At 48.4% G+C, this 24001-nt stretch carries 23 protein-coding genes and 2 other annotated features; all 23 genes read left to right on the top strand.

The genetic code is table 11. The features are described 5' to 3' along the window. The first annotated feature begins 101 nt into the window (after positions 1–101). The 23 genes from ABIC22_RS15555 to ABIC22_RS15665 all read left to right on the top strand — a co-directional run bounded on the left by ABIC22_RS15555 (position 102) and on the right by ABIC22_RS15665 (position 23883). The gene (locus ABIC22_RS15555) at positions 102–1640 is read left to right on the top strand and encodes a LysM peptidoglycan-binding domain-containing protein (protein WP_354481972.1); all 1539 of its coding nucleotides are present in this window, start codon (positions 102–104) and stop codon (positions 1638–1640) included. A 160-nt stretch (positions 1641–1800) separates the two neighbouring features. Next, positions 1801–2089: a binding site (T-box leader), on the top strand. 58 nt (positions 2090–2147) lie between these two features. Continuing rightward, entirely contained in the window at positions 2148–4814 is a 2667-nt protein-coding gene (locus tag ABIC22_RS15560) for a valine--tRNA ligase (protein ID WP_127541077.1), read from the top strand. A 77-nt stretch (positions 4815–4891) separates the two neighbouring features. After that, complete coding sequence (locus ABIC22_RS15565; RefSeq protein ID WP_354481975.1) at positions 4892–6268, top strand: bifunctional folylpolyglutamate synthase/dihydrofolate synthase; 1377 nt, start codon at positions 4892–4894, stop codon at positions 6266–6268. 56 nt (positions 6269–6324) lie between these two features. Then, on the top strand, positions 6325–7644 hold the full coding sequence (gene murC, locus ABIC22_RS15570) for a UDP-N-acetylmuramate--L-alanine ligase (protein WP_246058581.1): 1320 nt from the start codon (positions 6325–6327) through the stop codon (positions 7642–7644). A 118-nt stretch (positions 7645–7762) separates the two neighbouring features. Further along, a complete protein-coding gene (locus ABIC22_RS15575; protein WP_354481978.1) occupies positions 7763–8950 on the top strand; it encodes an SPOR domain-containing protein in 1188 nt (395 codons plus the stop codon). A gap of 144 nt (positions 8951–9094) precedes the next feature. After that, entirely contained in the window at positions 9095–9337 is a 243-nt protein-coding gene (locus ABIC22_RS15580; protein ID WP_095293309.1) for a DUF4321 domain-containing protein, read from the top strand. Positions 9338–9428: 91 nt separating this feature from the next. Next, positions 9429–10040: a Maf family protein gene (locus ABIC22_RS15585; RefSeq protein ID WP_483312549.1), complete on the top strand. Its 612-nt coding sequence runs from the start codon at positions 9429–9431 to the stop codon at positions 10038–10040. A 35-nt stretch (positions 10041–10075) separates the two neighbouring features. Beyond that, positions 10076–10765 (top strand): RadC family protein, encoded by a 690-nt coding sequence (radC, locus tag ABIC22_RS15590; RefSeq protein WP_095361429.1) that lies wholly within the window; start codon positions 10076–10078, stop codon positions 10763–10765. Positions 10766–10950: 185 nt separating this feature from the next. Then, entirely contained in the window at positions 10951–11985 is a 1035-nt protein-coding gene (locus ABIC22_RS15595) for a rod shape-determining protein (RefSeq protein WP_095293312.1), read from the top strand. Between the two features lie 185 nt (positions 11986–12170). Then, a complete protein-coding gene (gene mreC, locus ABIC22_RS15600; RefSeq protein WP_127541087.1) occupies positions 12171–13046 on the top strand; it encodes a rod shape-determining protein MreC in 876 nt (291 codons plus the stop codon). Further along, entirely contained in the window at positions 13046–13579 is a 534-nt protein-coding gene (gene mreD, locus ABIC22_RS15605; protein WP_095361431.1) for a rod shape-determining protein MreD, read from the top strand. The genes mreC and mreD overlap by 1 nt, the downstream gene beginning before the upstream one ends. Positions 13580–13653: 74 nt before the next feature. Further along, positions 13654–14316, top strand: coding sequence for a septum site-determining protein MinC (minC, locus tag ABIC22_RS15610; RefSeq protein ID WP_095293315.1), 663 nt, complete (start codon positions 13654–13656; stop codon positions 14314–14316). Positions 14317–14319: 3 nt separating this feature from the next. After that, positions 14320–15114 (top strand): septum site-determining protein MinD, encoded by a 795-nt coding sequence (minD, locus tag ABIC22_RS15615; protein ID WP_024633965.1) that lies wholly within the window; start codon positions 14320–14322, stop codon positions 15112–15114. A gap of 236 nt (positions 15115–15350) precedes the next feature. After that, complete coding sequence (locus ABIC22_RS15620) at positions 15351–16229, top strand: peptidoglycan DD-metalloendopeptidase family protein (RefSeq protein ID WP_354481985.1); 879 nt, start codon at positions 15351–15353, stop codon at positions 16227–16229. Then, the gene (locus tag ABIC22_RS15625; protein WP_127541091.1) at positions 16222–17082 is read left to right on the top strand and encodes a M50 family metallopeptidase; all 861 of its coding nucleotides are present in this window, start codon (positions 16222–16224) and stop codon (positions 17080–17082) included. The genes ABIC22_RS15620 and ABIC22_RS15625 overlap by 8 nt, the downstream gene beginning before the upstream one ends. Positions 17083–17188: 106 nt before the next feature. Then, complete coding sequence (locus ABIC22_RS15630) at positions 17189–18439, top strand: Rne/Rng family ribonuclease (protein ID WP_127541093.1); 1251 nt, start codon at positions 17189–17191, stop codon at positions 18437–18439. A 56-nt stretch (positions 18440–18495) separates the two neighbouring features. Then, positions 18496–18580: a sequence feature (ribosomal protein L21 leader region), on the top strand. Positions 18581–18594: 14 nt separating this feature from the next. Further along, a complete protein-coding gene (gene rplU, locus ABIC22_RS15635) occupies positions 18595–18906 on the top strand; it encodes a 50S ribosomal protein L21 (RefSeq protein ID WP_095293319.1) in 312 nt (103 codons plus the stop codon). A 13-nt stretch (positions 18907–18919) separates the two neighbouring features. Further along, the gene (locus ABIC22_RS15640; protein WP_095293320.1) at positions 18920–19249 is read left to right on the top strand and encodes a ribosomal-processing cysteine protease Prp; all 330 of its coding nucleotides are present in this window, start codon (positions 18920–18922) and stop codon (positions 19247–19249) included. 23 nt (positions 19250–19272) lie between these two features. Next, positions 19273–19584 carry a 50S ribosomal protein L27 gene (gene rpmA, locus ABIC22_RS15645; protein ID WP_095293321.1) on the top strand — a complete coding sequence of 104 codons (312 nt, stop codon included), beginning with the start codon at positions 19273–19275 and terminating at the stop codon, positions 19582–19584. A 160-nt stretch (positions 19585–19744) separates the two neighbouring features. Beyond that, positions 19745–20482, top strand: coding sequence for a Spo0B domain-containing protein (locus tag ABIC22_RS15650; RefSeq protein WP_354481990.1), 738 nt, complete (start codon positions 19745–19747; stop codon positions 20480–20482). Positions 20483–20497: 15 nt separating this feature from the next. Further along, the gene (obgE, locus tag ABIC22_RS15655) at positions 20498–21808 is read left to right on the top strand and encodes a GTPase ObgE (protein WP_354481993.1); all 1311 of its coding nucleotides are present in this window, start codon (positions 20498–20500) and stop codon (positions 21806–21808) included. Between the two features lie 244 nt (positions 21809–22052). Beyond that, a complete protein-coding gene (locus ABIC22_RS15660) occupies positions 22053–22490 on the top strand; it encodes an ACT domain-containing protein (RefSeq protein ID WP_024633956.1) in 438 nt (145 codons plus the stop codon). Positions 22491–22596: 106 nt separating this feature from the next. Next, positions 22597–23883, top strand: coding sequence for a homoserine dehydrogenase (locus ABIC22_RS15665; RefSeq protein WP_095293333.1), 1287 nt, complete (start codon positions 22597–22599; stop codon positions 23881–23883). The last annotated feature ends 118 nt before the right edge of the window (positions 23884–24001 follow it).

Below are 24001 nucleotides of genomic sequence, written 5' to 3' on the forward strand. Positions count from 1 at the left end.
CTCATCGATGGCATATAGATGGGGTAACGAAGGATTTGGACCATGGATCAGTCCCATGAGAAGGATCATGGTGAACATATGCCGAAAGGAGGACGCCACCTTTGTTGAATCAACCTTATGGTTTGCGGTTCGATATTTATGAGCGCGTTCATTTGTCCGAGGGAGTCCCTGCCATTGAGGAACTGGAGGAAATTGAGTTATACCCGCGTATTCAAGTCATCGGTCAGGATGATCATGCAACGTTGCGAGGCCATCTTTTGCTTACAGGTGCGTATCGGGGAGAGAACGAGATCTCGGAGGAACTGAAACATTTTATTCCGGTTGAGATCACGGTTCCCCTGAATCGGGTAAGATCGCTTGAGGATATCTCGATTGAGATTGAAAACTTTGATGTGGATTTGTTATCCAGCCGAAGCTTGAATATTACAGGTGTGTTGTCACTGCGTGGCATTGAGGGCTTTCCTGTTGAAGAGCCGCAGGCCTGGTCAGCGGAAGAGTTTACCGTGGTACACTCCCCTGATCCGCAGCAGGTTAACCGGACTCCGGAGGCAGAGGACGCAGATGCTGGGCTGAACACCTTTGCCCAGGAATATCTGCTGCAGCGCAGTGAAGAGGAAGGTCTGCCTATAACGGCCGAGTCTCTATACACATCAGAATTGCCAGGAAATCCGCAGCAAGCCGCTGAAGAAAGTATCCGTTATGAAGAAGATGCGCAGCCGGAAGAGCAGTTAATTCCTGCACCGCAACAGATCTATGCTGATACGCTTGAGAATCAAGATGAAGAAGAATATCAGAAAAGACCGGCTGAAGATAACGTTCCTTCATTAATCACCCAAGAAGATGAAGCAACCGATAATGAAGTGCCCTCCTCACCTTCACCCGTCTCGTCTTTTATGGCGGAGACTGCAGACCGGCTGGCTTCTTATCCGGAGTCAGAGCCATTGCTACCTCTGGCTGAGGAATCACCATCTGTCTGGGCCGAGCCTTCCGTGGAGACCTTACATACAAACACGGGGCTGAGCCAACAACCATCGGAAGACTTGGCTGTTTCGAATGTTTGGAATTTCGAATCTTCCAGGTCGGGTTCACCGCAGGAAGATCAGACGGAGGCTGAGAAGCCAGCAGAAAATTGGCAGGAAGTGTTTGGAACGTCTGAACTGGAATCTGCCGAGGGGGAAAGACCTTCTGCACCGGAAGCAGTGGATGCAGATGAATCTTCAGAGCCTGTTTCGTTCATTCCTGAACCTGTGGCTGAGACAGAAGACAAGCCAGAGCTCAAAGTAGCGTTTGGCAGCAAGAGGGAGTCTTCACCAAGACAGGAAGAAGGGGTGGGTATCTCGTCCCTGTTGTCCTCGGGTAGGTCGGTGCGGGATACAGAAACGGATCGGGAGGACGATTCGGTCGCTGGCTCCGTACAGGAAGAAGCCTACCAGGCAGATGATGTTCAGTGGAAGAACCTGTTTTTGGGCACGATTGTGGATCAGACACCATTCCGCAAAGTTAAACTGTGCATCGTCCAGCGGGAAGAGACCTTGGATAGCATTGCTGACCGCTACCAATTGAGCACCCGGGAGCTCCAGTTATACAATCGGTTATCTGAACAGGTCGTTGAAGAGGGGCAGATTCTATACATCCCCTGACCTCTGACTTGTAAAATAACGTCCATACCAACCCGCAATCCAATAAGGATTGCGGGTTTTTGCTGCTTTTTGCCTTAACATGCAGGGCTGCCGCCCGTTTCCGCTGTTGTCAGGTTGACTATCGGGCACGGTCAGGGTATGATGTGTTTAGGTTTTTTAAAGAACAACGTCGAATGGGAGTAGTAGACAGCAAGGCCTTTCAGAGAGCGGGATTGCAGCGCTGAGAAATTCCGCAGGAACCTACTGATCGAAGTCGCCCAGGAGTTGCCTGTTTGAATATGAGGAACGATGAAACATGTCATTGTGATTTGTTTGTTCCTGAAGTAGGATGGGCCGGTAGCAGCCGTTATCTGCTTGAAGTGTCACGATAGCCTCAGAAAGGCATGCTGTTTCTTTCTGTCTGCGTGAAACAAAGGTGGTACCGCGAAAGCTAACCTTTCGTCCTTTGATGGATGAAAGGTTTTTTTGTTTTTTGGCGATGATGATTAAGTAACGGAGGAATGACACATGTCTGAAGAAAAAAAATCAGCGGCAACTGAAATGCCGACGACGTATGATCCGAAAGCTGCGGAGCAGAAATGGTATTCTACCTGGACAGAGCGTGGATATTTCAAGGCTGGTCAGCGCAAGGATGCTGAGCCATATACCATTGTAATCCCACCCCCGAACGTAACAGGCATGCTTCATATCGGGCATGCACTGGATTTCACACTCCAGGATATCCTGATTCGCACCAAACGGATGCAGGGATATGACGCCCTGTGGCTCCCAGGTTCCGACCATGCAGGTATTGCGACTCAAACCAAAGTAGAGCAAAAGCTGCGTGAAGAAGGCTTGACCCGCTATGATCTTGGACGCGAGAAGTTCCTGGATAAAGTCTGGGATTGGAAAGACCAATACGCGACAACGATCCGTCAGCAGTGGGGTAAAATGGGGCTCTCCCTGGATTATTCACGTGAACGCTTCACGCTCGATGAAGGGCTTTCCCAAGCGGTGCGCAAAGTGTTTGTTCAACTATATGAAAAAGGCCTGATTTACAGAGGCAAACGCATTATTAACTGGGATCCGGTGAACCGTACTGCATTGTCTGACATCGAGGTTGAATACAAAGAGGTTCAGGGACACCTGTATCATCTGAAATATCCACTTAAGGACGGTAGCGGTTATGTTACAGTGGCGACGACTCGTCCGGAGACGATGCTCGGTGATACTGCGGTTGCGGTTCATCCAAAAGATGAACGCTATGCAGACATGATTGGCAAAACGCTGATCCTGCCAATTATCGGCCGGGAGATTCCGGTTATTGCAGATGATTATGTTGATAAGGAATTCGGAAGCGGTGCTGTAAAAATTACGCCTGCACATGATCCGAATGACTTCGAAGTGGGTCTTCGCCACAACCTGCCTCAGATCACAGTAATGGATGAGACAGGTACCATGAATGCGGAAGCAGGCAAATATCAGGGTATGGATCGCAGTGACTGCCGCAAGCAGATCGTCGCAGATTTGCAGGAACTTGGTGTCTTGATCAACATTGAGGATCACACACACCAGGTTGGACACAGCGAACGGACGGGAGCTGTGGTTGAGCCTTATTTGTCCACACAATGGTTTGTTGAGATGAAGCCTCTCGCCGAAAGAGCCATTCAAAAACAGCAAAACGGGGAAGGCGTAAACTTCGTTCCGGATCGTTTTGAGAAAACATATCTGAACTGGATCGAAAATGTTCGTGACTGGTGTATCTCACGTCAGTTGTGGTGGGGACATCGTATTCCTGCCTGGTACGACGATGAGACTGGCGAAATTATTGTATCGGCTGAAGATCCAACAACACTGCCAGAGTACGCTGGTCGTAAGCTAAGACAGGATGAAGATGTTCTGGATACGTGGTTCAGTTCGGCATTATGGCCTTTCTCCACGCTCGGCTGGCCTGAAGATGCTGAAGATCTGAAACGTTACTATCCGACAAGTGTGCTTGTAACCGGATATGACATCATTTATTTCTGGGTTGCACGGATGATCTTCACAGCTCTGGAGTTCACGGACGAAATTCCATTCAAAGATGTTCTGATGCATGGTCTGGTTCGTGATGCGGATGGTCGTAAAATGTCCAAATCACTCGGTAACGGTGTGGATCCGCTGGATGTTATTGAGAAATATGGTGCAGACGCGATGCGTTATATGATCTCCACCAGCAGCACGCCTGGCCAGGATCTTCGTTTCCGCTGGGAGCGGGTAGAACAGGCACGTAACTTTGCTAACAAAATCTGGAATGCATCACGTTTCGCACTGATGAATCTGGAAGGCTTTACTTACGAAGATCGCGACATCAGCGGAGAGCTTGGAACAGCGGATTATTGGATTTTGCACCGTCTGAACGAAACTTCCCGCGATATTACGCGTCTAATCGAAGCATACGAATTTGGTGAAACAGGACGAGTGCTGTACAACTTTATCTGGGATGACCTCTGTGACTGGTATATTGAATTTTCCAAGTTGTCCTTCTACGGTGAAGATCCGGTTGCCAAGAAAAAAACACAATCGGTACTCGCTTATGTCCTGGACCACACCATGCGCCTGATTCACCCGTTTATGCCTTACATCTCGGAAGAGATCTGGCAGCATCTGCCTCATGAAGGCGAGACGATTACACTTGCTTCTTGGCCAGTGTATGATCCTGCCCTGGAAAATCCGGAAGCCGTTGCCGAAATGAACCTGCTCATGGATACCATTCGTGCCGTACGTAACATTCGTGCAGAAGTAAACGTGCCGATGAGCAAGAAGATTGAATTGATGGTAAAAGCGAACAGCGCCGAGACATTCAGCATTATCGAACGCAACAGCCACTACATTCAACGATTCTGCAATACATCCGAGTTCGACAGCGGACTTGATCTGAGTTCACCGGATAAGGCCATGAGTGCTGTAATTACGGGAGCTGAACTTTACTTGCCGCTGGCTGGACTGATTGATATTGAGCAGGAAGTGGCTCGCCTGGAGAAAGAGCTGCAGAACCTTGAAGGCGAAGTACTCCGTGTAGAGAAAAAGCTGGCGAATGAAGGCTTCGTAGCCAAGGCACCGGCCAAGGTTATTGAGGAAGAACGCGCCAAACAAGCGGATTATTCGGATAAACGGGATAAAGTCATCGCCCGGATCAAGGAACTGAAAGGTTAATGTTTCTGGTCGGATGGAGAGCAAGCATGCCATCCGGCCGCTTTTTTCAATCAAACTCGGGACCGAAGGTGAAACATATGACGGAACTTAATGGCACGGGCGTAGATGCCCCTCTGCATACCTATGACGAGGCTGTGGACTGGATCAATGGCCTTATTCCTTTTGGCATCAGACCCGGATTGGAACGAATCACGGAGCTCATGTCATTGCTCGGTAATCCTCATCAGCGTCTCAAATTTATTCATGTCGCGGGAACGAACGGAAAAGGTTCGACTTGCGCTTTTTTGACGTCGGTGCTGCTTCAGGCGGGGTACGATGTAGGAACGTTTACGTCTCCGTATATCACGAAATTCACGAATCGTTTTCAATACAACGGCGAGGATATTCCGGAAGAGACTCTGCTGAAGCTGGCGAATCGACTCCATCCGCTGGTCACAGATATGGCCACTACTGTTCTTGGATCACCTACCATGTTCGAAGTGTCTACAGCCCTGGCACTCTTGTACTACGCAGAAGAGTGTTATCCGGATGTAGTAGTATGGGAGACTGGACTGGGGGGAAGGATGGACGTAACGAATATCGTTACACCCGTGGTTTCGGTCATTACGAATATCGGTATGGATCATACGGATGTCCTGGGTGATACCATTGAAGCGATCGCGGGAGAAAAAGCAGGCATTATTAAACCAGGCGTACCTGTTGTCACCTGTGTTACGCAGCCAGAGGCTGTTAAGGTGATTCAGGAAAAGGCCCAGCAAGTCCGATCAACTGTGTATTTGTCCGGAGAACAATTTTCTTACCATAGACTCCATAGTGATGAGAATGGTCAATCCTTTCATTTTGCAGGACCATTCCGCGAGATGGATGCTCGCATTCGAATGCAGGGCATTTATCAGATAGATAATGCTGCGGGTGCTCTTATGGTGCTTGAATTGCTCAGACAGTACATGGCATTCATTCTGGATGACAGAGATATTGCCCTTGGATTGGAGAACGCCTTCTGGGCTGGCCGATTCGAGAAGGTCGTTCACGAACCCCGAATTGTACTGGATGGTGCGCATAATCCGGAAGGGGCAGAGTCACTGGCCAAGAGCATTGTCGACGTTTATCCTCACAACAAGTTAAATTTGATGATGGGCATGCTGGCGAATAAGCATCACGAAGCGTATTTGCAGCATATACTGCCACTAGTGGATACGCTGATCCTGACCGAGCCAGATTTCCGACGCAAAATGGATGCAGCCGAATTGCTGCAGATCGTCGAGCGGTTACGTCCCGCCATTGCGAAAGAGAATCTGGAAATCATCGTCGAGCCCGATTGGGCGAAGGCACTTGATCTATTGAAGTCACGGACGGAAGCGGAAGATCTGGGGGTGGTGTCCGGCACACTGTATCTCATTGCAGATGTGAGGGCAGCCCTTTTGCATCAAACCGATTCTGAAAAAGGTTGGTGAAAGTTTTGTTAAATACATCAGAACACGTTCATTTTATAGGGATTGGCGGATATGGCATGAGTGCCATCGCACGAGTTATGCTGGAGATGGGATACACCGTTACCGGATCGGACGTCGCTTCACAGGAGTTGACTGAGAAGCTGGCAGCCAAGGGAGCGAAAATATATATCGGACATACGGCTGAACACGTAAATGGAGCAGATCTTGTGGTCTATTCTACAGCAGCTCCGGCGGATAATGTGGAGCGAGTTGCAGCCGAGCAGCTTAATATTCCGATTCTTCACCGTGCACAGATGCTGGCGCGCCTGCTCAATGAGCGCAAAGGTGTTGCGGTTGCAGGTGCCCACGGCAAAACGACGACTTCCTCAATGATTGCACTTGTCATGGACAAATGCGATACAGACCCAACGTATATCATTGGTGGAGAAATCATGAATTTGGGAACCAATGCGAAGGCGGGGCAGGGCGATTGGGTCGTGGCTGAAGCAGATGAGAGTGATGGATCGTTCTTGCAGTATCATCCGTGGCTAGGTATTGTGACCAATATTGAAGCCGATCATCTGGAGAATTACAACAGCGACTTCGAGGAGCTCAAAAAAGCGTATGTACAGTTCTTGAGTCAAATTCGTCCGGAAGGAACAGCCATTGTCTGTGCGGATGATGAGAACGTTCAAAGCATTTTACCTGAGCTGAAATCCCGAGTCACGACATACGGCATTGATCAGAAGGCCGATTATATGGCATCGGATATCGTACTGGGTGACCGCAGAATCTCCTTCACCATGAGCCATCAGGGTAACGCACTAGGAACGGTAGAGCTCTCTGTTCCAGGCAAACATAATGTTTACAACGCCATGGCTACGGTCATTACCTGTCTGGAAGCAGGCATTCCGTTTGAAAAAATCACGGCTGCCATTATTCAGTTCCATGGTGCCAAACGCAGATTCCAGGTGCTGGGTGAAGCACGGGATATTCTGGTTATCGATGACTATGCTCATCATCCGACTGAAATTGAGGCAACCATCAGTGCAGCGAAAGCGACAGGGAAACGTATTATCGCGGTGTTCCAGCCGCAGAGATATACGCGTACCTTCTTCCTGCTGGATGCGTTTAGTCGTGCTTTCGCTGAGGCAGATGAGGTACTTATTACCGACATCTATTCTCCGGCGGGAGAAAAACAGATTGAAGGTGTTCACTCCGCTAAGCTGGTTGAACTAATTGTTCAGAACAGTAATGCTGCTGCTCGTTATTTGCCTACCAAGGAAGAAGTGGTAGCCGATTTGCAGAATCGTCTGCAGCCAGGAGATCTTGTCCTCACGATGGGAGCAGGGGACATCTGGAAGGTTGGCGACACACTGGCCAAAGGACTGAAATAGTCCATTTTATGACCCGCTTGTCTTCGTAAAGAAGCAGGCGGGTTTTTGAATTTCTAGGAATCTTTCATTGTCTCTGGGCATATAGCTGATATAAATGGGACAAAGGAGAGGGTACGGGGTGAGCAATGCTAGAATGACGTTTCGTTTCGGGGAGAACGAGTCGGACAAGCCGAATCATAAGGATGAGAAGGTGATTGGAACCTTTCCACCCTTATCTGATGAGATATCGCACAGTGCTCCGCGGATCGATGTCGCGCCTTCATGGACACCGGAGGATATCCCTGGAGATTGGGGAGAGACCACCCTGAGCGGGACAAGTATACTGGCGCCGGATCAGAGAAAGGACCGGAATCCGGATCCTGTGCAGTCGCAGTATGTTTATTCGGATTCTACAGTGTACCCTGACGAAAATGAGAAAGAGCTTCCTGAAGACAGCAATGATGTGGGTCATGACTGGATGGGGGATCGTGATCATTACTCCTACAAGCGAAATCGCCCTCCGAGGGGCTGGAAGATGATTGGTTCGGTTACGGGAGCACTGGTCACCGGTGCCCTTTTCGGTATGGTTATTCTCTCTTTGTTTAATCGGGAAGGAACAGGTCCGGACGTACTTCCCCAAACCAATCAACCAGTATCGAGTGTTACGGGAGTGCAGGGTGCTTCCGGGACGGACCAACAAGCACAGTCAGCACTTAGCGGAGGCAGTTACTATGCGCTTCAGTACGGCGTTTTTAGTTCGCCTGAACGTGCTGAACAGGCCAAGCTTGAACTCTCACAGGCTGGAATCGCTGCAGGAACGGATCCGGACGATGGGAATCGGGTGTATGCGGGCATCTCTTCCGACCGTGAGGAAGCCAAACTGCTGAGCTCCCGTCTTAAGGCGGAGGGTGTGGAATTGTATGTCAAAGAGATCGCATATCCTGCAGTGGACTCTGCAGCTCTCGGTATGAATGAGGAAGATGTTCAGCTCTTCTTCAGCAGCAGCAATGCATTGGTGGAGCAACTATCCACATTGTCCATCGGGCAGCTTGGTCAAGCAAATCCAGAGCCTGTAGCCTCGGAAACGATGACAGCATTACAGAATCAGCACCAGGCCTGGATAACAGGTGTGGGTAAACTCTCGGCAGGTCTCGGACAAGAAGCAGCGCCGATCGTTTCAGCCATGGAAAAATCGATGAACAGTGCAATTACGGCAGTTGCCGAGTATAACAAAAATCCCTCCGATGTACACATGTGGGCGGTACAAGCGGATCTGATGGATTATGTTCTGCAGCAGAAAAAATGGCTTGAAGGGATTATGCAATAAGTTTTCCTTCCCCTAACACAGCCCCGAAATCCCTGTCCGGCAAGGAACTGGAAATAGTTCCCCTTGCCGGATTTGTGTTTGTATTGACGTACAAAACCCCGTATAATAATGTGGGTGTCAAAAAATGGCGAGGGAAGATAACCGATGAAAAAAAACTTCGGCATGTTAATACTGTTTCTTCTGCTCGGCTGGATGGCCGGAGCGTGGATCGCCAAGGCACTGCAGCCAGTCAAGGCTGTAGCCATTCTAACCAAAGCCACGACCATACGTTGGTCACCGCAGGCTGATCTGGATATTATCAGTTATGACATTTCATTTCAATTTCAAATGAGCCTCCTCAGTTTGATCGGTATTATTGCGGCTGTATGGCTGTATCGCAGACTGTAGGAGAATGACGATTTTTGACGACGAAACTAAGCGAATGACATCTACTATGGTGATGCGACAGATGTCGCCGTAGCATAAGGAGCCGTTTATTTTGAATAAATTACAATCGCGCCCTATTATTCTGGCCTCCACTTCGCCGCGGCGCAAGGATCTGATCGCTTCACTTCAACTAGCTTTCAAAGTAATACCGAGTCACGCGGATGAAGACACGCCGCCGGAATGGACTCCTGAGCAGACGGTTCAGGAGCTTGCCATGCGCAAAGCAATGGCTGTCTATCGTGGGCTTGAAGGTCAGGAACAGGACGCTATTATTGTTGGCAGTGACACTGTCGTTGTGCTGGATGGAGACATTCTGGGCAAACCTGTGGATGAACAGGATGCTGAACGTATGCTCGCCAGACTTCAGGGACGTACACATCGTGTATTCACTGGTGTTGCATGTATTGATGCTGGAAATGGACAGTCCGTTGTGCACTATCGGCAGACAGAGGTAACGATGAAGGAACTGTCCGAGGCAACGATCGGGGCATATGTTCAGACAGGCGAGCCTATGGACAAAGCAGGGTCGTATGCAATTCAAGGAATTGGCGCTTCACTGGTAGACCGCATTGAAGGATGTTACTTTAATGTCGTGGGCTTGCCTCTTTCCCTGCTCAGCGACATGTTGGATGGATTCGGAGTTCATGTGCTGCCGCGCGCCTGATTGTGGGAAATGATTGATGTGAAAAGAGGGAATATATGGAGTCGCCTCAGTACATGATGCGCGACATCCCCCATGAAGAACGCCCGAGAGAACGCATGATGGAATATGGGGCGGGCGCCTTAAGCCATGCAGAACTGCTGGCTATTTTACTTCGGACAGGTACGAGGCAGGAATCGGCAGTGCACATGGCACAGCGCATTCTCACTGAAGCAGGTGGCATTCGTTCACTAATGGATATGAGTCTGAACGAGTTGACTGCCATGAAAGGAATTGGTATGGCCAAGGCTGTTCAGCTCAAGGCTGGTATTGAACTTGGTCACCGGATTGCGCAGAGCAGACGGGTACAGTCTCCTTCTATCCGTACACCTCGTGACGCAGCGGATATTTTACTCGAGCAGCTGCGGTACTTACAGAAGGAACACTTTGTGTGCCTTTTCCTGAATAGCAAAAATCATATTATTGCCCAGGAAACACTTTCCATGGGTAGCCTTAACGCTTCAATTGTACATCCACGTGAAGTGTTTCGCGCTGCCATCAAATGCAGCAGTGCCTCGATCGTATGTGCACACAATCATCCAAGCGGTGATCCTACGCCTAGTCCTGAGGATATTCAAATAACCAAGAGACTGATTGAAGCAGGTTCAATCGTGGGCATAGATGTGCTGGACCACATCATTATCGGCGATGGAACATACGTAAGTTTGAAGGAGAAGGGCTTAGTATAATATAATGGTTGGCGTTGATGTTTTCCTATGAATATTGACGGCGTTGTCCGTAGAAGATAGGTTCACTTTACAGGTGCAATACATTTCAATGAATGATGAACCCTGCTGGATTGCAGAGGAAATGAAAATGAAACGCTCTGAACGTTAATAGGGCGGCAATATGAGGCAGAAAAGGAGATTACGTCATGTTTGGTGGTTTTACGAAAGATTTGGGTATTGATTTGGGGACAGCGAATACGCTGGTTTATGTACGTGGAAAAGGTATTGTGGTGCGGGAGCCTTCGGTGGTTGCTCTGCGGACAGATACCAAGAGCATTGAGGCTGTTGGGGAATCTGCCAAAAAAATGATCGGACGTACTCCTGGTAACATTCGTGCGATTCGTCCAATGAAGGACGGCGTTATTGCTGACTTTGATACGACGGCAACGATGATCAAATACTTTATTCGCCAGGCGCAGAAACAGCGCTCGATGTTCCAGCGTCATCCGAACGTTATGGTATGCGTACCATCCGGAATTACAGCGGTAGAACAACGTGCGGTTGAAGATGCAACAAAACAGGCCGGCGCGCGTGAAGCATACACGATTGAAGAGCCATTTGCAGCAGCCATTGGTGCAGATCTTCCGGTATGGGAGCCAACAGGCAGCATGGTTGTGGATATCGGTGGCGGAACGACTGAAGTGGCGGTCATTTCCCTCGGCGGAATCGTAACAAGCCGTTCCGTTCGTGTAGCTGGTGATGAGATGGACGAATCGATCATCCAGTATATTAAACGTCAGTACAATTTGATGATTGGTGAACGTACATCCGAACAATTGAAAATGGAAATCGGTTCAGCTATGCCACTGGAACAAGTGGAAACGATGGAAATTCGCGGCCGCGATCTCGTAACAGGTCTGCCTAAGACCATCACGATTACATCGGATGAAATCAGCGAAGCTCTGGCAGATACGGTAAATGCTATTGTTGAAGCTGTGAAAGTAACTTTGGAAAAATGTCCTCCTGAGCTTGCGGCAGATATTATGGACCGCGGTATCGTGTTGACTGGCGGCGGCGCGTTGCTCCGCAATCTGGACAAGCTGCTGGCTGGTGAGACAGGTATGCCGGTTATCGTAGCGGAAAATCCACTCGATTGTGTAGCAATCGGAACAGGTAAAGCTCTGGAGAACATCCATTTGTTCAAAAGCAGAAGCAGTTCGGCAGTTCGTTCCAAACGTTAATCCGGCACGGATCGCTTAATGTCACGTTTGCGTTAAGCGTGAGTCGCCAACGAAGAGGACCCGACTTCAGTCGGGAGAGCTATTACCCGCATACCCGGGGAGATCAGCGAATATTCTCGAAGGGACTATCAGTCTGAACGTCTCCCCGCCGGGCATAGCTCGGAAGAGAATATGGATGTTAGAGGGTGTTCGAACTGTTTAAGCTGCTGGGCAACAAAAGACTTTTTGTTTTGCTGGTGGGCCTTGTTACATTTATCGCGTTAATGGGCTTTACGCTCGGTCCGCGAACCGCTCTATCCTGGCCGGAAAAATTCCTGAAGGATTCAGTCGGATTTGTACAATACGTATTTTACAAGCCCGCTTCTGCTGTAGCGGGCTTTTTCAAAGATGTAGCGAACATGCGTGCGGTATATCAGGAGAATGAAGAGTTGCGAATCGCGATGGGGCACTATACCCGGGATCGATTGAAGTATAACGAGATGGAGAAAACCAATGATCGTTATAAGGATTTGCTGAAATTTACGGCTGAACAGAGAAATCGGTATAACTACGAATATCGTATTGCTCAGGTTATCAGTGCCAATTCCGATCCTAATAGCAGAACGATTAATATTGATATTGGGGAGAACGCGGATATCAAGCCAGGCATGGCAGTTACTTCCCAGGAGGGTCTGGTTGGGGTGATCAGTCACGTTAGTGCCTATACCTCAACGGTGAATCTGCTAACCTCGATGGATGCCAATGATCCCAATTCCAATGCCATTGCAGCAACAGCGGTGGGCAAGGAAGATACCGTTTTCGGTATGATCGAGAGCTTTGATCCCAAGACGGGTATGTTCAAGATGACCAAAATTTCGGAAGAGTCTGATATCAAAAAAGGTGACGAAATTATCTCATCAGGTATTATCAATAATTTTCCGAAGTACATGCGAATCGGGAAAGTTAAGAAAATTGAAGTTGGCGAATACGGACTCACCCGCACAGCAACGATTGAACCATATGCGAGCTTCCTGGATTGGAAAGAGCTGATGGTGGTTATTCCTCCCGAGGTGAAGGAGTAATGGTGACACGCAAGCAAGTCTTGTTCCTGTTGCTGTTCGTTTTGTTCATCGCGGAAGGGACGATTTTGCCACTGCTTATTCCTTCCGGATGGCAACTGCGCATTTCGGCCAATTTGGTCTATATCGTCATTCTGTTTATCGCTGTATATCATCATCGCCACACTGCTCTGGTGCTCGGCATCTTTTTTGGACTGCTTCATGACGTTGTATTTTATGGAGAGATGATCGGACCTTATGGATTTGCAATGGGGTTATCTGCTTATATGATGGGACTTATATTCCAGGCACCGCGTGCACCACTTCCAGTTATGGTTACAGTCGTCATTTTGGGAAGTCTGCTTAACGACACCATGTTGTTCTTTTTATATAAGCTCTTCCGCCTCAATCATGTGACCTTTGACTGGGCTTTGCTTGAATATATGATTCCCAATCTGTTCATTCATTTCGTGTTTGCTCTGATCATTTATACTCCGCTGCGGAAGCAGCTGGAGCGTATCGGCAAAAGAAAGAGCAAGGTGCAGGAAGCATCCTGATACATTTTATAGAGTGAAAAGCAGGAACTTCGAGGCCCGGGCACGAAATGTAATGAGATGGGAGGGACAGGCTTATGACGGTAAAATCGAATCACGTAACGATTAAAGGCATCCGAGACGGCTTGGTTTTCCTGTTGGACGATCAATGTGAATTCGAGGAATTGCTCTATGAGCTCCGCTATAAGCTGGAACACAGCCATCAAAATATTTTGACCGGACCGATTGTTCATGTGGATATCAAACTGGGCAGCCGCGAAGTGACAGAGGACCAAAAAGAAGCGATATTGGACATATTGAAGCAAAAAGGGAATCTGCTCATTCGCTCCATCGATTCACCAGCCCTTAAACCAGAGGTTAAAGGGCCACCGCCAATTGTTACGATGTGTGGCATGGTGCGTTCAGGTCAAGTGCTTCATCACGAAGGGAATCTCCTGTTTCTTGGGGATATCAATCCGGGGGGCACGGTGACGTGTACCGGAGATATATATGTTTTGGGTTCACTCAGAGGCATGGCTCACGCTGGGATCGGCGGGGACGACGAGTCAATCATTGCCGCATCGGTATTTGCACCGACACAGCTTCGAATCGCTGATATCATCAGCCGTCCCCCTGACGAATGGGAGAGCCGGGATACCGGGATGGAATTTGCTTATTTACAGGACAATCAGATGCAGATCGACAAGATGAGCAATATCGTTCGGTTGCGCCGAGATTTTAATGTGTTTAAAGGAGTGTAGCTCATGGGAGAGGCGATCGTGATCACTTCGGGTAAAGGCGGCGTTGGTAAAACAACCACCTCAGCAAACATCGGAACAGCGCTGGCGCTGCTCGGAAAAAAAGTTTGTCTGGTAGATACCGATATCGGCCTTCGCAATCTGGATGTCGTGATGGGACTCGAGAACCGGATCATTTATGATCTGTGTGACGTGGCAGACGGGCGTTGCCGTCTGAATCAGGCGTTGGTGAAAGACAAACGCTTCGAAGAATTGTATATGCTGCCTGCAGCGCAAACAAGAGACAAAAACTCTGTATCACCGGAACAGGTTAAGGACATCATTTTGGAATTGAAAAAAGATTTTGAATATGTCATTATCGATTGTCCTGCCGGGATTGAACAGGGATTCAAAAATGCGGTCGCTGGAGCAGATCAGGCCATCGTGGTGACTACACCGGAGAACGCTGCTGTACGTGATGCGGATCGGGTCATCGGTCTACTCGAAAGCTCGCATATTCAATCACCGAAGCTGGTTGTAAACCGTATTCGGAACAACATGGTCAAATCGGGCGATATGCTTGATATTGATGGTATTTTGCAAGTCCTCAACATTGATCTGATTGGCATTGTGCCAGATGATGAACTTGTCATCAAAGCGGCTAACTCTGGAGAACCTACAGTCATGAATCCAGACTCGCTTGCAGCGATTGCCTATCGGAACATTGCTCGTCGCATTCTGGGAGATACGGTTCCACTGATGCAGTTAGAGCAGAAAAAGGGCGCATTCTCACGCTTTAAAAAGTTTTTTGGTATGGGTTAAATGGGTTAATACAATCGTCCTTATAGATATGAATACTTACCGCCGCGGCCTTTGCAGCCCGGCTTTTTTAATGCTTTCAGCACAGAAATCCCTATCATTTTTCTCCACATTAAACTCCACTTGGCAGGTTGATCTTACCTAGGTGGAGTTATTTTGCTTTGACCCGGAAGCTTGTTCATATTATGAAAGAGCTCTTCATAGGATGTATTAAACAAGCCTCGGCGGGAGGATATTCCATGAATACGAAACTTAGAATCAAGCAAAGAAGAGAAGAACGGATACGGCGGTTGCTGGATGGCGCTGCGATGGAGATTATGCAGGAAGCGAATTCTGGGCCTAGCAAGAAGATTGCCGAGAGCCCAAGACCTACTTCTTCTTTTGATATACAGGATCAGACAAGACATGTTGGATCACTACTGGCAGAACAGGAAAGGGATCCTGAATGGCTGTGGAAAAAAGAGAACGGACATTACGTTTCAGGTGGCCATACACGTTTTAACCTGGTGAAATCGTTGGTGCGTAGAACAGTAGTCAGTGCAATGGTTTTTGGTGCCGTATGGGGACTGTTTCAACTCAATGCGTCATGGGCATCTTCTCCCAAAACGGTAATTGCAGATGCGCTGCATCGGGATATGGACTTTGCATCGGCAGCGCTCTGGTATGAACGGCACTTTGGCGGGACGCCGTCTTTCCTGCCTGTGCTGGGCCACACCACAGATGTAGTTAATGGTTCGGGGGTTAGATCACTGCTGGGTAAACCGCTCTCTGGGACAATCGTTCAACCATTTGCACTGAGCATGAAGGGCATAGAGATCGTCCCTGAAGCAGAGGGGACTGGCTTTGTACAGGTGGTCAGTTCGGATGCAGGACGAGTTCTGCAAGTTCTTGGTGATACAGAGAATGGGATAACCGTAGTCATCCAGCATACAGGCAACTTGACTGCGATATATGGCCGACTGAACGAGAGTGAAGTCGAAGTGAATGACTGGGTGGAGGCCGGAAATGTCGTTGGCAACCTCAAGTCCACAGGCGGAGAACAACCTGCCACGCTATATTTCGCTGTAAAAGAGGGCGAAGAGTATGTAGATCCTGCGGAAGTGGTTGCCCTTGATTAGGTTGTGGGGTGTACGCATTTCGCTTCATCCGTTTTTTGTCATTATTATGCTGGCCTCCTTGGCTACAGGACATTTCATAGAACTCATCACACTGTTTGCAATCGTATTTATTCATGAATGTGGACATGCTGCGGCGGCAGCCCTTCTGGGCTGCCGTGTCCTGTCGATTCAGATGCTTCCTTTTGGCGGTGTGGCTGTTATTGAAGACGGGGGCCGGCTTACGGCTGGGCGGGAAATTATAATAGCGCTGGCCGGTCCTCTGCAAAACATATTGATGGTCGGGATCACCATGCTGCTGCAGTACGCCAACCTGGGAGATCCAGTATTCTTGGCGTACATTATCCAAGGGAATCTGCTGATTGCCCTGTTTAATCTGCTGCCCGTACTTCCGCTGGATGGTGGTAAAATAGTACAGGCACTCGTCAGTCTGATTGCTCCCTACTATACGACATTAATGTGGACCTATCGGATTAGCATCTTATGTAGTACAGGGGTTATTCTGTTTGCGATCAGCAAATGGATCACTGGAGACTACGGGCTCCCGCTGAATATCTTGCTCATTGGTCTCTTTCTGTTCTATTCCAACGTGACCGATTATCGAAACGTACCTTATCGCTTTATCCGCTTTTTGATGAATCGGGAAGGTGCATTTGCGCATCATGCGGCTACAGGCAGTTTGGCACAGCCGATAATCTCATTTCCGGCGAAACCTTTGGACACTATTCTGCGTCTATTAAAGAGAGAGAAATATCATATGGTATATGTGATGAACAGACAGGGACGAATTATGGCCGTTTTGCCTGAACAGCGAATTATCGGTTCCTATTTTAAGCAGAACACAGACAAACTGTAAAACGGTTGGTGAACTCGTCCAGATTTGGGGTAATACATATACATTGAGAATTGCAAAGACACAGAATGGATGTGGATGAATTGAATTGTCTTCTAGAGGTCAAGCCATGAAACAAATGATCGTACATAATGAACACAACCTCATGCAAATGGCGCTTCTGGAAGAAGGCAAAGCTGTGGAATTTACAGCAGAACGTACACGCGAACGCGGACTGCTTGGTTCGTTTTTCAAAGGACGGGTCGTCAACGTGCTACCGGGTATGCAGGCTGCTTTTGTGGATATAGGTCAGAAAAAAAATGCCTTTCTATATGTGGATGATGTCCTGCACCCTCATTTGGAGAAACAACCGAAGGTGAAACCTTCAATCTCCGAATTGCTTCGTCCAGGTCAGGATGTCATCGTTCAGGTTCTGAAAGAGCCGGTAGGAAGCAAAGGAGCCCGGGTGACGACACATTACTCACTACCGGGCCGATGGCTTGTCTACATGCCGATAGCGGACTACATAGCCGTCTCGAAGAAGATTGCCCGTGAAGGGGATCGCTCCCGTCTTAAGGCATTGGGAGATCAGCTCAGACGTGGGGAGGAAGGGCTGATTATTCGAACCGTATCCGCAGAAGAGCAGCGGGAAGCCATAGAGGCTGACTTGGAATCGTTGCGTGAGCAGTGGCGTTTGATATGTGAAAAAGCAGACAGTTTGCCTTCACCGAGCCTGTTGCATCGGGATCACAGCATGGTTCAGCGAATTATTCGGGATGTGTATACTCCAGGCAGCGATGAGGTTATTACTGACAGTGAAGGACAAGCCCGCGAGGTGAGGGCTTTACTGGAGGAGATCTGTCCGGGTCATCAGCCGAAGGTACAGGTTTACCGGGGCGCAGAGTCCATCTTTGCTGCGTATGGTGTTCAAGAGCAGCTCAATAAGGATTTTGCACGTAAAGTATGGCTCCCCGGCGGCGGTTACATCGTCATAGATCATACAGAGGCACTTACCGTGGTGGACGTTAATACAGGCAAATTCACCGGGGGCGGCGGGGATAGTCTGGAAGAAACCGTAACGGAAACCAACATGCAGGCAGCCGTCGAAATTGCACGTTTAATGCGTTTGCGGGACATTGGTGGCATGATCATTGTGGACTTTATCGATATGGAGGAAGCAGCCAATCGGCAGGAAGTTGCTGCAGCGCTGGAGGCTGAACTCAAAAAAGATCGAACCAAGGCTTTTGTCATGGGCTGGACCAAGCTGGGTCTGCTTGAACTTACACGTAAAAAAGTCCGGGAAGAAAGTACACTTCCTTATGTGGAGCCCTGTTCTTCTTGTCACGGGACAGGTAAAAGATATATTTCACCATTGCATTGATTTTTACTCGCGATGATGATATAATCATCAGGTATGTGTTTAGCCTATTGGTCTTGCACATGCTGTAACCGCACTGGCCGGGTACAAGAACAGCTCCGCAAGGAGGCTGTCACCTGAGACCGGGCGAGTCTGAGACATGAGGAGGTGCAAGGCAAATGTACGCAATTATTGAAACAGGCGGCAAACAGTACAAAGTCCAAGAGGGCGATGTTCTGTTCATCGAGAAATTGACTGCGAACGATGGCGAAAGCGTAACGTTCGACCGTGTCCTGGCTGTATCTAACGATCAAGGTTTGACAGCAGGTACACCATTGGTTTCCGGAGCTACTGTAACGGCTAAAGTGGAGAAACATGGCAAAGGTCAAAAGGTTGTTGTATACAAATACAAACCGAAAAAGAACTACCATGTGAAGCAAGGTCACCGTCAACCGTACACTAAAGTAACTATCGAGAAAATCCAAGCGTAAGAGGGTGCGATAAGTGATTATCGTTCAAATCTTTCGTAACGATGACGAGAGCATCGATCGCTTTTCCATCAAAGGGCATGCCAATTATGCCAAGCGGGGAGAAGATATCGTATGTGCCGGGGTATCCGCTGTTACAGTGGGTACAGTGAATTCGATCGAAGCATTGACTGGTGTCGAAATGGATGCCAAAATGAAGAATGGCTTTTTAAGCGCTTCTTTGCCAGTGCTGGAGAGAGACGGAACTTGGTCCCAGGTGCAATTGCTGCTCGAATCTATGGTTCTTATGCTCACTGATATTGCAGAGTCATACGGGAAGTATATTAAGATAGAGCAACTCAAATAAGTAAAGAAGGAGGACAACCAATCATGTTGAAATTAAATCTTCAGTTATTCGCATCGAAAAAAGGTGTAGGTTCCACGAAGAACGGTCGTGACAGTAGAGCGCAACGCCTTGGCGTTAAGCGTGCTGACGGTCAAACAGTAACTGGTGGTAGCATTCTTGTTCGCCAACGCGGAACAAAAATTCACCCAGGTACGAACGTGGGTATCGGTAAAGATGACACTTTGTTTGCGAAAGTGGACGGCGTTGTGAAATTCGAACGTTGGGGACGCGATCGCAAAAAAGTAAGCATTTACCCTGTGGACGTTGCTCCAGTAGCAGCTGCAGTAAAAGCATAATATCGGCATTCCGCCTAAGGAGCCTTCGGCAATTTTGCCGGAGGCTCTTTGTATTTAGGATGGATAGATGTTTTCGATAATGAACTGGCAGAAAAGACATGTTATACTTGGTTACGGTGGGGTTTAAAACCAACCGAGTTTTGTAGAACGGGGAGAAGCCATGAAATCTTGGAAAAGAGTGCCGTGGATTGCGGCATGTTCACTTCTGATTCCTTTGGTTTTCGTTGTGCTGTATCCGGCAGCCATTTCGAGTGCTGTATGCGCATTGTGGTCCGTGGCCGTAATCTTTGTTTCAATGAGTGCGATGAAGAGACAGGCGGAAGCGGAACGCAGAACCATCATACAATCTATGGAAAAGACAGCAATTGCATCACTAAATCATCATCGGCATGATTGGATGAACGATCTTCAGGTGTTATATGGATATCTTAGGCTGGGCAAACTTGATAAATCCGTGCAATGTGTGGAAAGAATAAAAGAACGGGTAACCGAGGAAAGTCGGATTTCCAAATTAGGCATTCCCTCACTCGTTTTTTATCTCCAGTCTTTTCGTGCCAGTGGCGCCGCTCTGGAATTGCATGTGGAAGTCGAGGAAGAATTGCAGCTTAGTGCTCTGATCTCTCCCGAGGATGGCGAGTCGCTTACGGGCGCAATTGCAGATGCAATCAGAGCCTATCAATACGGTGGCGGCCGGTCGTCTTGGGGAGAGGTTCGCAAACTGACCTTGAACTTCGGACAAGACCATGGGGATGTGGTTGTTCGGCTGGACGGGGATCAAACACCCGATCCGGAAACATTACGGCAGCTTAATGCCGTACTTAAAGGAAAAAAAGTCAGAACGGAGCAGCTTCCGTCTGAAGACACGTTTATACAATTTAGAATGCCGTGTGGAATATAGGAAGAAGGGGTAGCCATGTTTGTAGATAAAGCGAAGATTTATGTAAAAGCCGGAGACGGAGGGGACGGAATTATTTCGTTCCGTCGTGAGAAGTATGTACCAAACGGCGGACCTGCCGGGGGTGATGGAGGCAGAGGAGCTGACATCATTTTCCGCGTGGATGAAGGTTTGCGTACATTGATGGATTTCCGTTACCAGCGTCACTTCAAGGCCCCTCGTGGTGAGAAGGGACGCAATAAAAGTCAGCATGGTGCGAACGCTGAGAACATGATTGTCCGTATTCCACCTGGGACTGTGATTTTGGATGAAGACAGTGGAGAGGTATTGGCAGACCTGACGCGTCATGGTCAACAGGTTGTCGTTGCGCGTGGTGGCCGGGGCGGCCGGGGGAATATCCGGTTTGCCACACCAAATAATCCAGCTCCTGAACTTGCTGAAAATGGTGAAGAGGGCGAAGAGCGCTATATTGTGCTAGAGCTTAAAGTTATGGCGGATGTTGGTTTGGTTGGTTTTCCGAGTGTCGGGAAATCTACCCTGCTGTCCGTTGTATCAGCGGCGAAGCCGAAGATCGGAGCCTATCACTTTACGACCATTACACCTAACCTGGGTGTAGTCGGTGTAGGTGAAGGACGCAGCTTCGTTATGGCCGACTTGCCAGGACTGATTGAAGGTGCTCATGAAGGTATCGGACTTGGACATGAGTTTTTGCGCCATGTTGAACGTACCCGCATCATTATTCACGTTGTGGATATGTCTGGCTCGGAAGGACGCGATCCGTTTGAGGACTGGGTCAAAATCAACGAAGAGCTGAAGCTGTACAATCCGGTACTCGCTGAGAGACCTCAGATTGTGGCAGCGAACAAAATGGATATGCCGGAATCGGAAGAGAATCTGGAGCAATTTATGCAAAAGGTTCGTGAAGTTCAGCCGGATATTGAGATCATGCCAATCTCTTCCCTGACTCGCAAAGGAATACAGGAACTCCTATATCGTGCGGCGGATCTGCTTGATCAGATTCCGGACGAAGTCGTGGTGGAAGAAGTAGCGGACATATCTGAACGCAAAGTGTACAGTCTGGATAAGAAAGAGGAGGAAGGCTTCCGTATTGTGCGGGAGAATGAGATCTTTGTTGTTGAGAGTGCCAAGATTGATCGCATGATGAAACGGATGCAGCTGAACTCGCATGAGGCCATCCTTAAACTGGCGCGTACACTGCGTCATATGGGTGTGGATGAAGAGCTCCGTAAACGTGGTGCTGAAGAAGGCACGATTGTGCGCATCGGTGATTTTGAATTTGAGTTCGTTGAAGGCAGCAGCTACTATTAAATTTGGTATGTAAAATTTAATGTATGCCTGCTCAAATATATAGGACATGTAAACGCAGAGAAGTGGGAAATGACCCGCTGCTCTGCGTTTTTTTTGTTTTTTCCTAACATGAGGCAGGGAGAACCTTGTATACTTTGAGAAACGGTTTTGAAAAAAATAGACATGTAACGTATTGCCCTTTTAGTATAGATCCGATATAATGTCCACTATATGAAAACATGAGTCTTTGAGGAGAGGACGTTCTGTGAATGAACGCTATTACTTAGTACGGGAAGACATTTTACCGGAAGCAGTGGTGAAGACGATGCAGGTGAAAGAGCTGCTTGCTTCGGGGGATGTCAAAACAGTGCATGAAGCGGTAGAGCAGGTCGGATTAAGCCGAAGTGCTTTTTATAAGTATAAGGATGGAATTCACCTCATCAACCAATTGGAACGGGAAAGAATCGTCACCATATCGATTGATCTGGAGCATCAGTCTGGTATATTGTCTCGCGTGTTGGGACATGTGGCTGGATATGGAGCCAACGTACTCACGATTAATCAGAGTATCCCGCTTCAAGGAAGAGCCAATGTTGTTATCTCGGTTGAAACGTCACATCTTCACGGAGAAATCGGTGAAATGTTGGATCGGATGCAGGATATGCCGGGGGTTCGGCGCACACGGATTGTAGGTCAGGGCTAACTGGATTTTATCTCATAACGTCCGGATATATGAAAAAAACTGCTTCATTGTACACAGAGAGCGTACAGAGGTGGCAGATATAAAGACATTAGGGGGTAGATCGTTGGTGAAACCGGTAAAAGTAGGATTATTGGGACTCGGAACAGTAGGTACCGGGGTTGTTCGCATCGTGGAAGGGAACCAGGAGGATCTGAGCAGTCAGGTCGGCTCACCGATTGTTATCGAGAAGATTTCTGTAAAAAATACGGTTAAGGATCGCGTCATTGCTGTGGATCGAGCCAAACTGACAGAAGATCCGTGGGAAGTGATTCGCCACCCGGACATCGATGTGATCGTGGAGGTTATGGGTGGTATTGAACAGACGAAGGAGTACATTCTTGAAGCGCTGGAGCGGGGAAAACATATTGTCACGGCAAATAAGGATCTAATGGCTCTCCATGGCTCCGAGATTTTGGCGAAGGCACAGGAGAAGAAATGTGATGTCTTCTATGAAGCCAGCGTAGCTGGTGGGATTCCCATTATCCGCACCCTGATTGAAGGTTTCTCCTCTGACCGGATTACCCGTATTATGGGGATTGTGAACGGAACAACGAACTTTATTTTGACCAAAATGAGCCAGGAAGGTGCTTCTTATGAAGAGGTCCTCGCAGAGGCACAGGCTCTGGGTTATGCGGAAGCTGACCCAACATCGGATGTGGAGGGACTGGATGCCGCTCGCAAAATGGCAATATTGGGAACGCTGGGTTTCCGCACCAATGTGGAGCTCCAGGATGTGGCAGTTAGTGGTATTTCGTCCGTAACCCGCGAGGACATTACGTATGCCAGAAGACTCGGTTATGAGATGAAACTCCTTGGAATTGCGGATTGCCGTGATGACGAGATCAATATCAGTGTTCAGCCTACCATGGTGAGACAGAGTCACCCGATTGCCTCCGTTAATGGTGTGTTCAATGCAGTTTATGTACACGGGGAAGCAGTAGGCGAAACGATGTTCTATGGTGCGGGTGCAGGTGAACTTCCAACGGCCACTTCCGTCGTTGCAGATCTGGTGGCTGTGATCAAAAATCTGAAGCTTGGCGTAAACGGACTTAAAGCCATCGTTCCTTACAAGCAGAAGCGTCTGCAAAGCGATGAACAGATCATGTCAAAGAACTTCATTTTGCTGCACGTGGACGACAAAGCGGGCGTTTTGGCGCAAATCACGCAGATTTTTGCAGAGTATGAAGTCAGCCTGGCTTCAGTCGTTCAACAGCCGAACGAGCATAACCCGGATGCCGAGATCATCATCGTTACTCATAATGCAAGCAAGGCAAGCATGGATAAAGTGTTGAAACACTTTGAATCTCTTAGCGTTATACGCCGCATCAAGAGTGTATATCGGGTTGAGGGGTAAGGTTATTTTTCTAATTATGTACAGTTCGAATGGCTAGGTTAAATGGAATGTACAATTTTTAATACTATAATTTCAGGTCTTCATATTCGTATTACTTAATCATAAAGGAGCTTACTAC

It is taken from the genome of Paenibacillus sp. PvP094, assembly GCF_040546835.1.
Classification (GTDB): Bacteria; Bacillota; Bacilli; order Paenibacillales; family Paenibacillaceae; genus Paenibacillus; species Paenibacillus illinoisensis.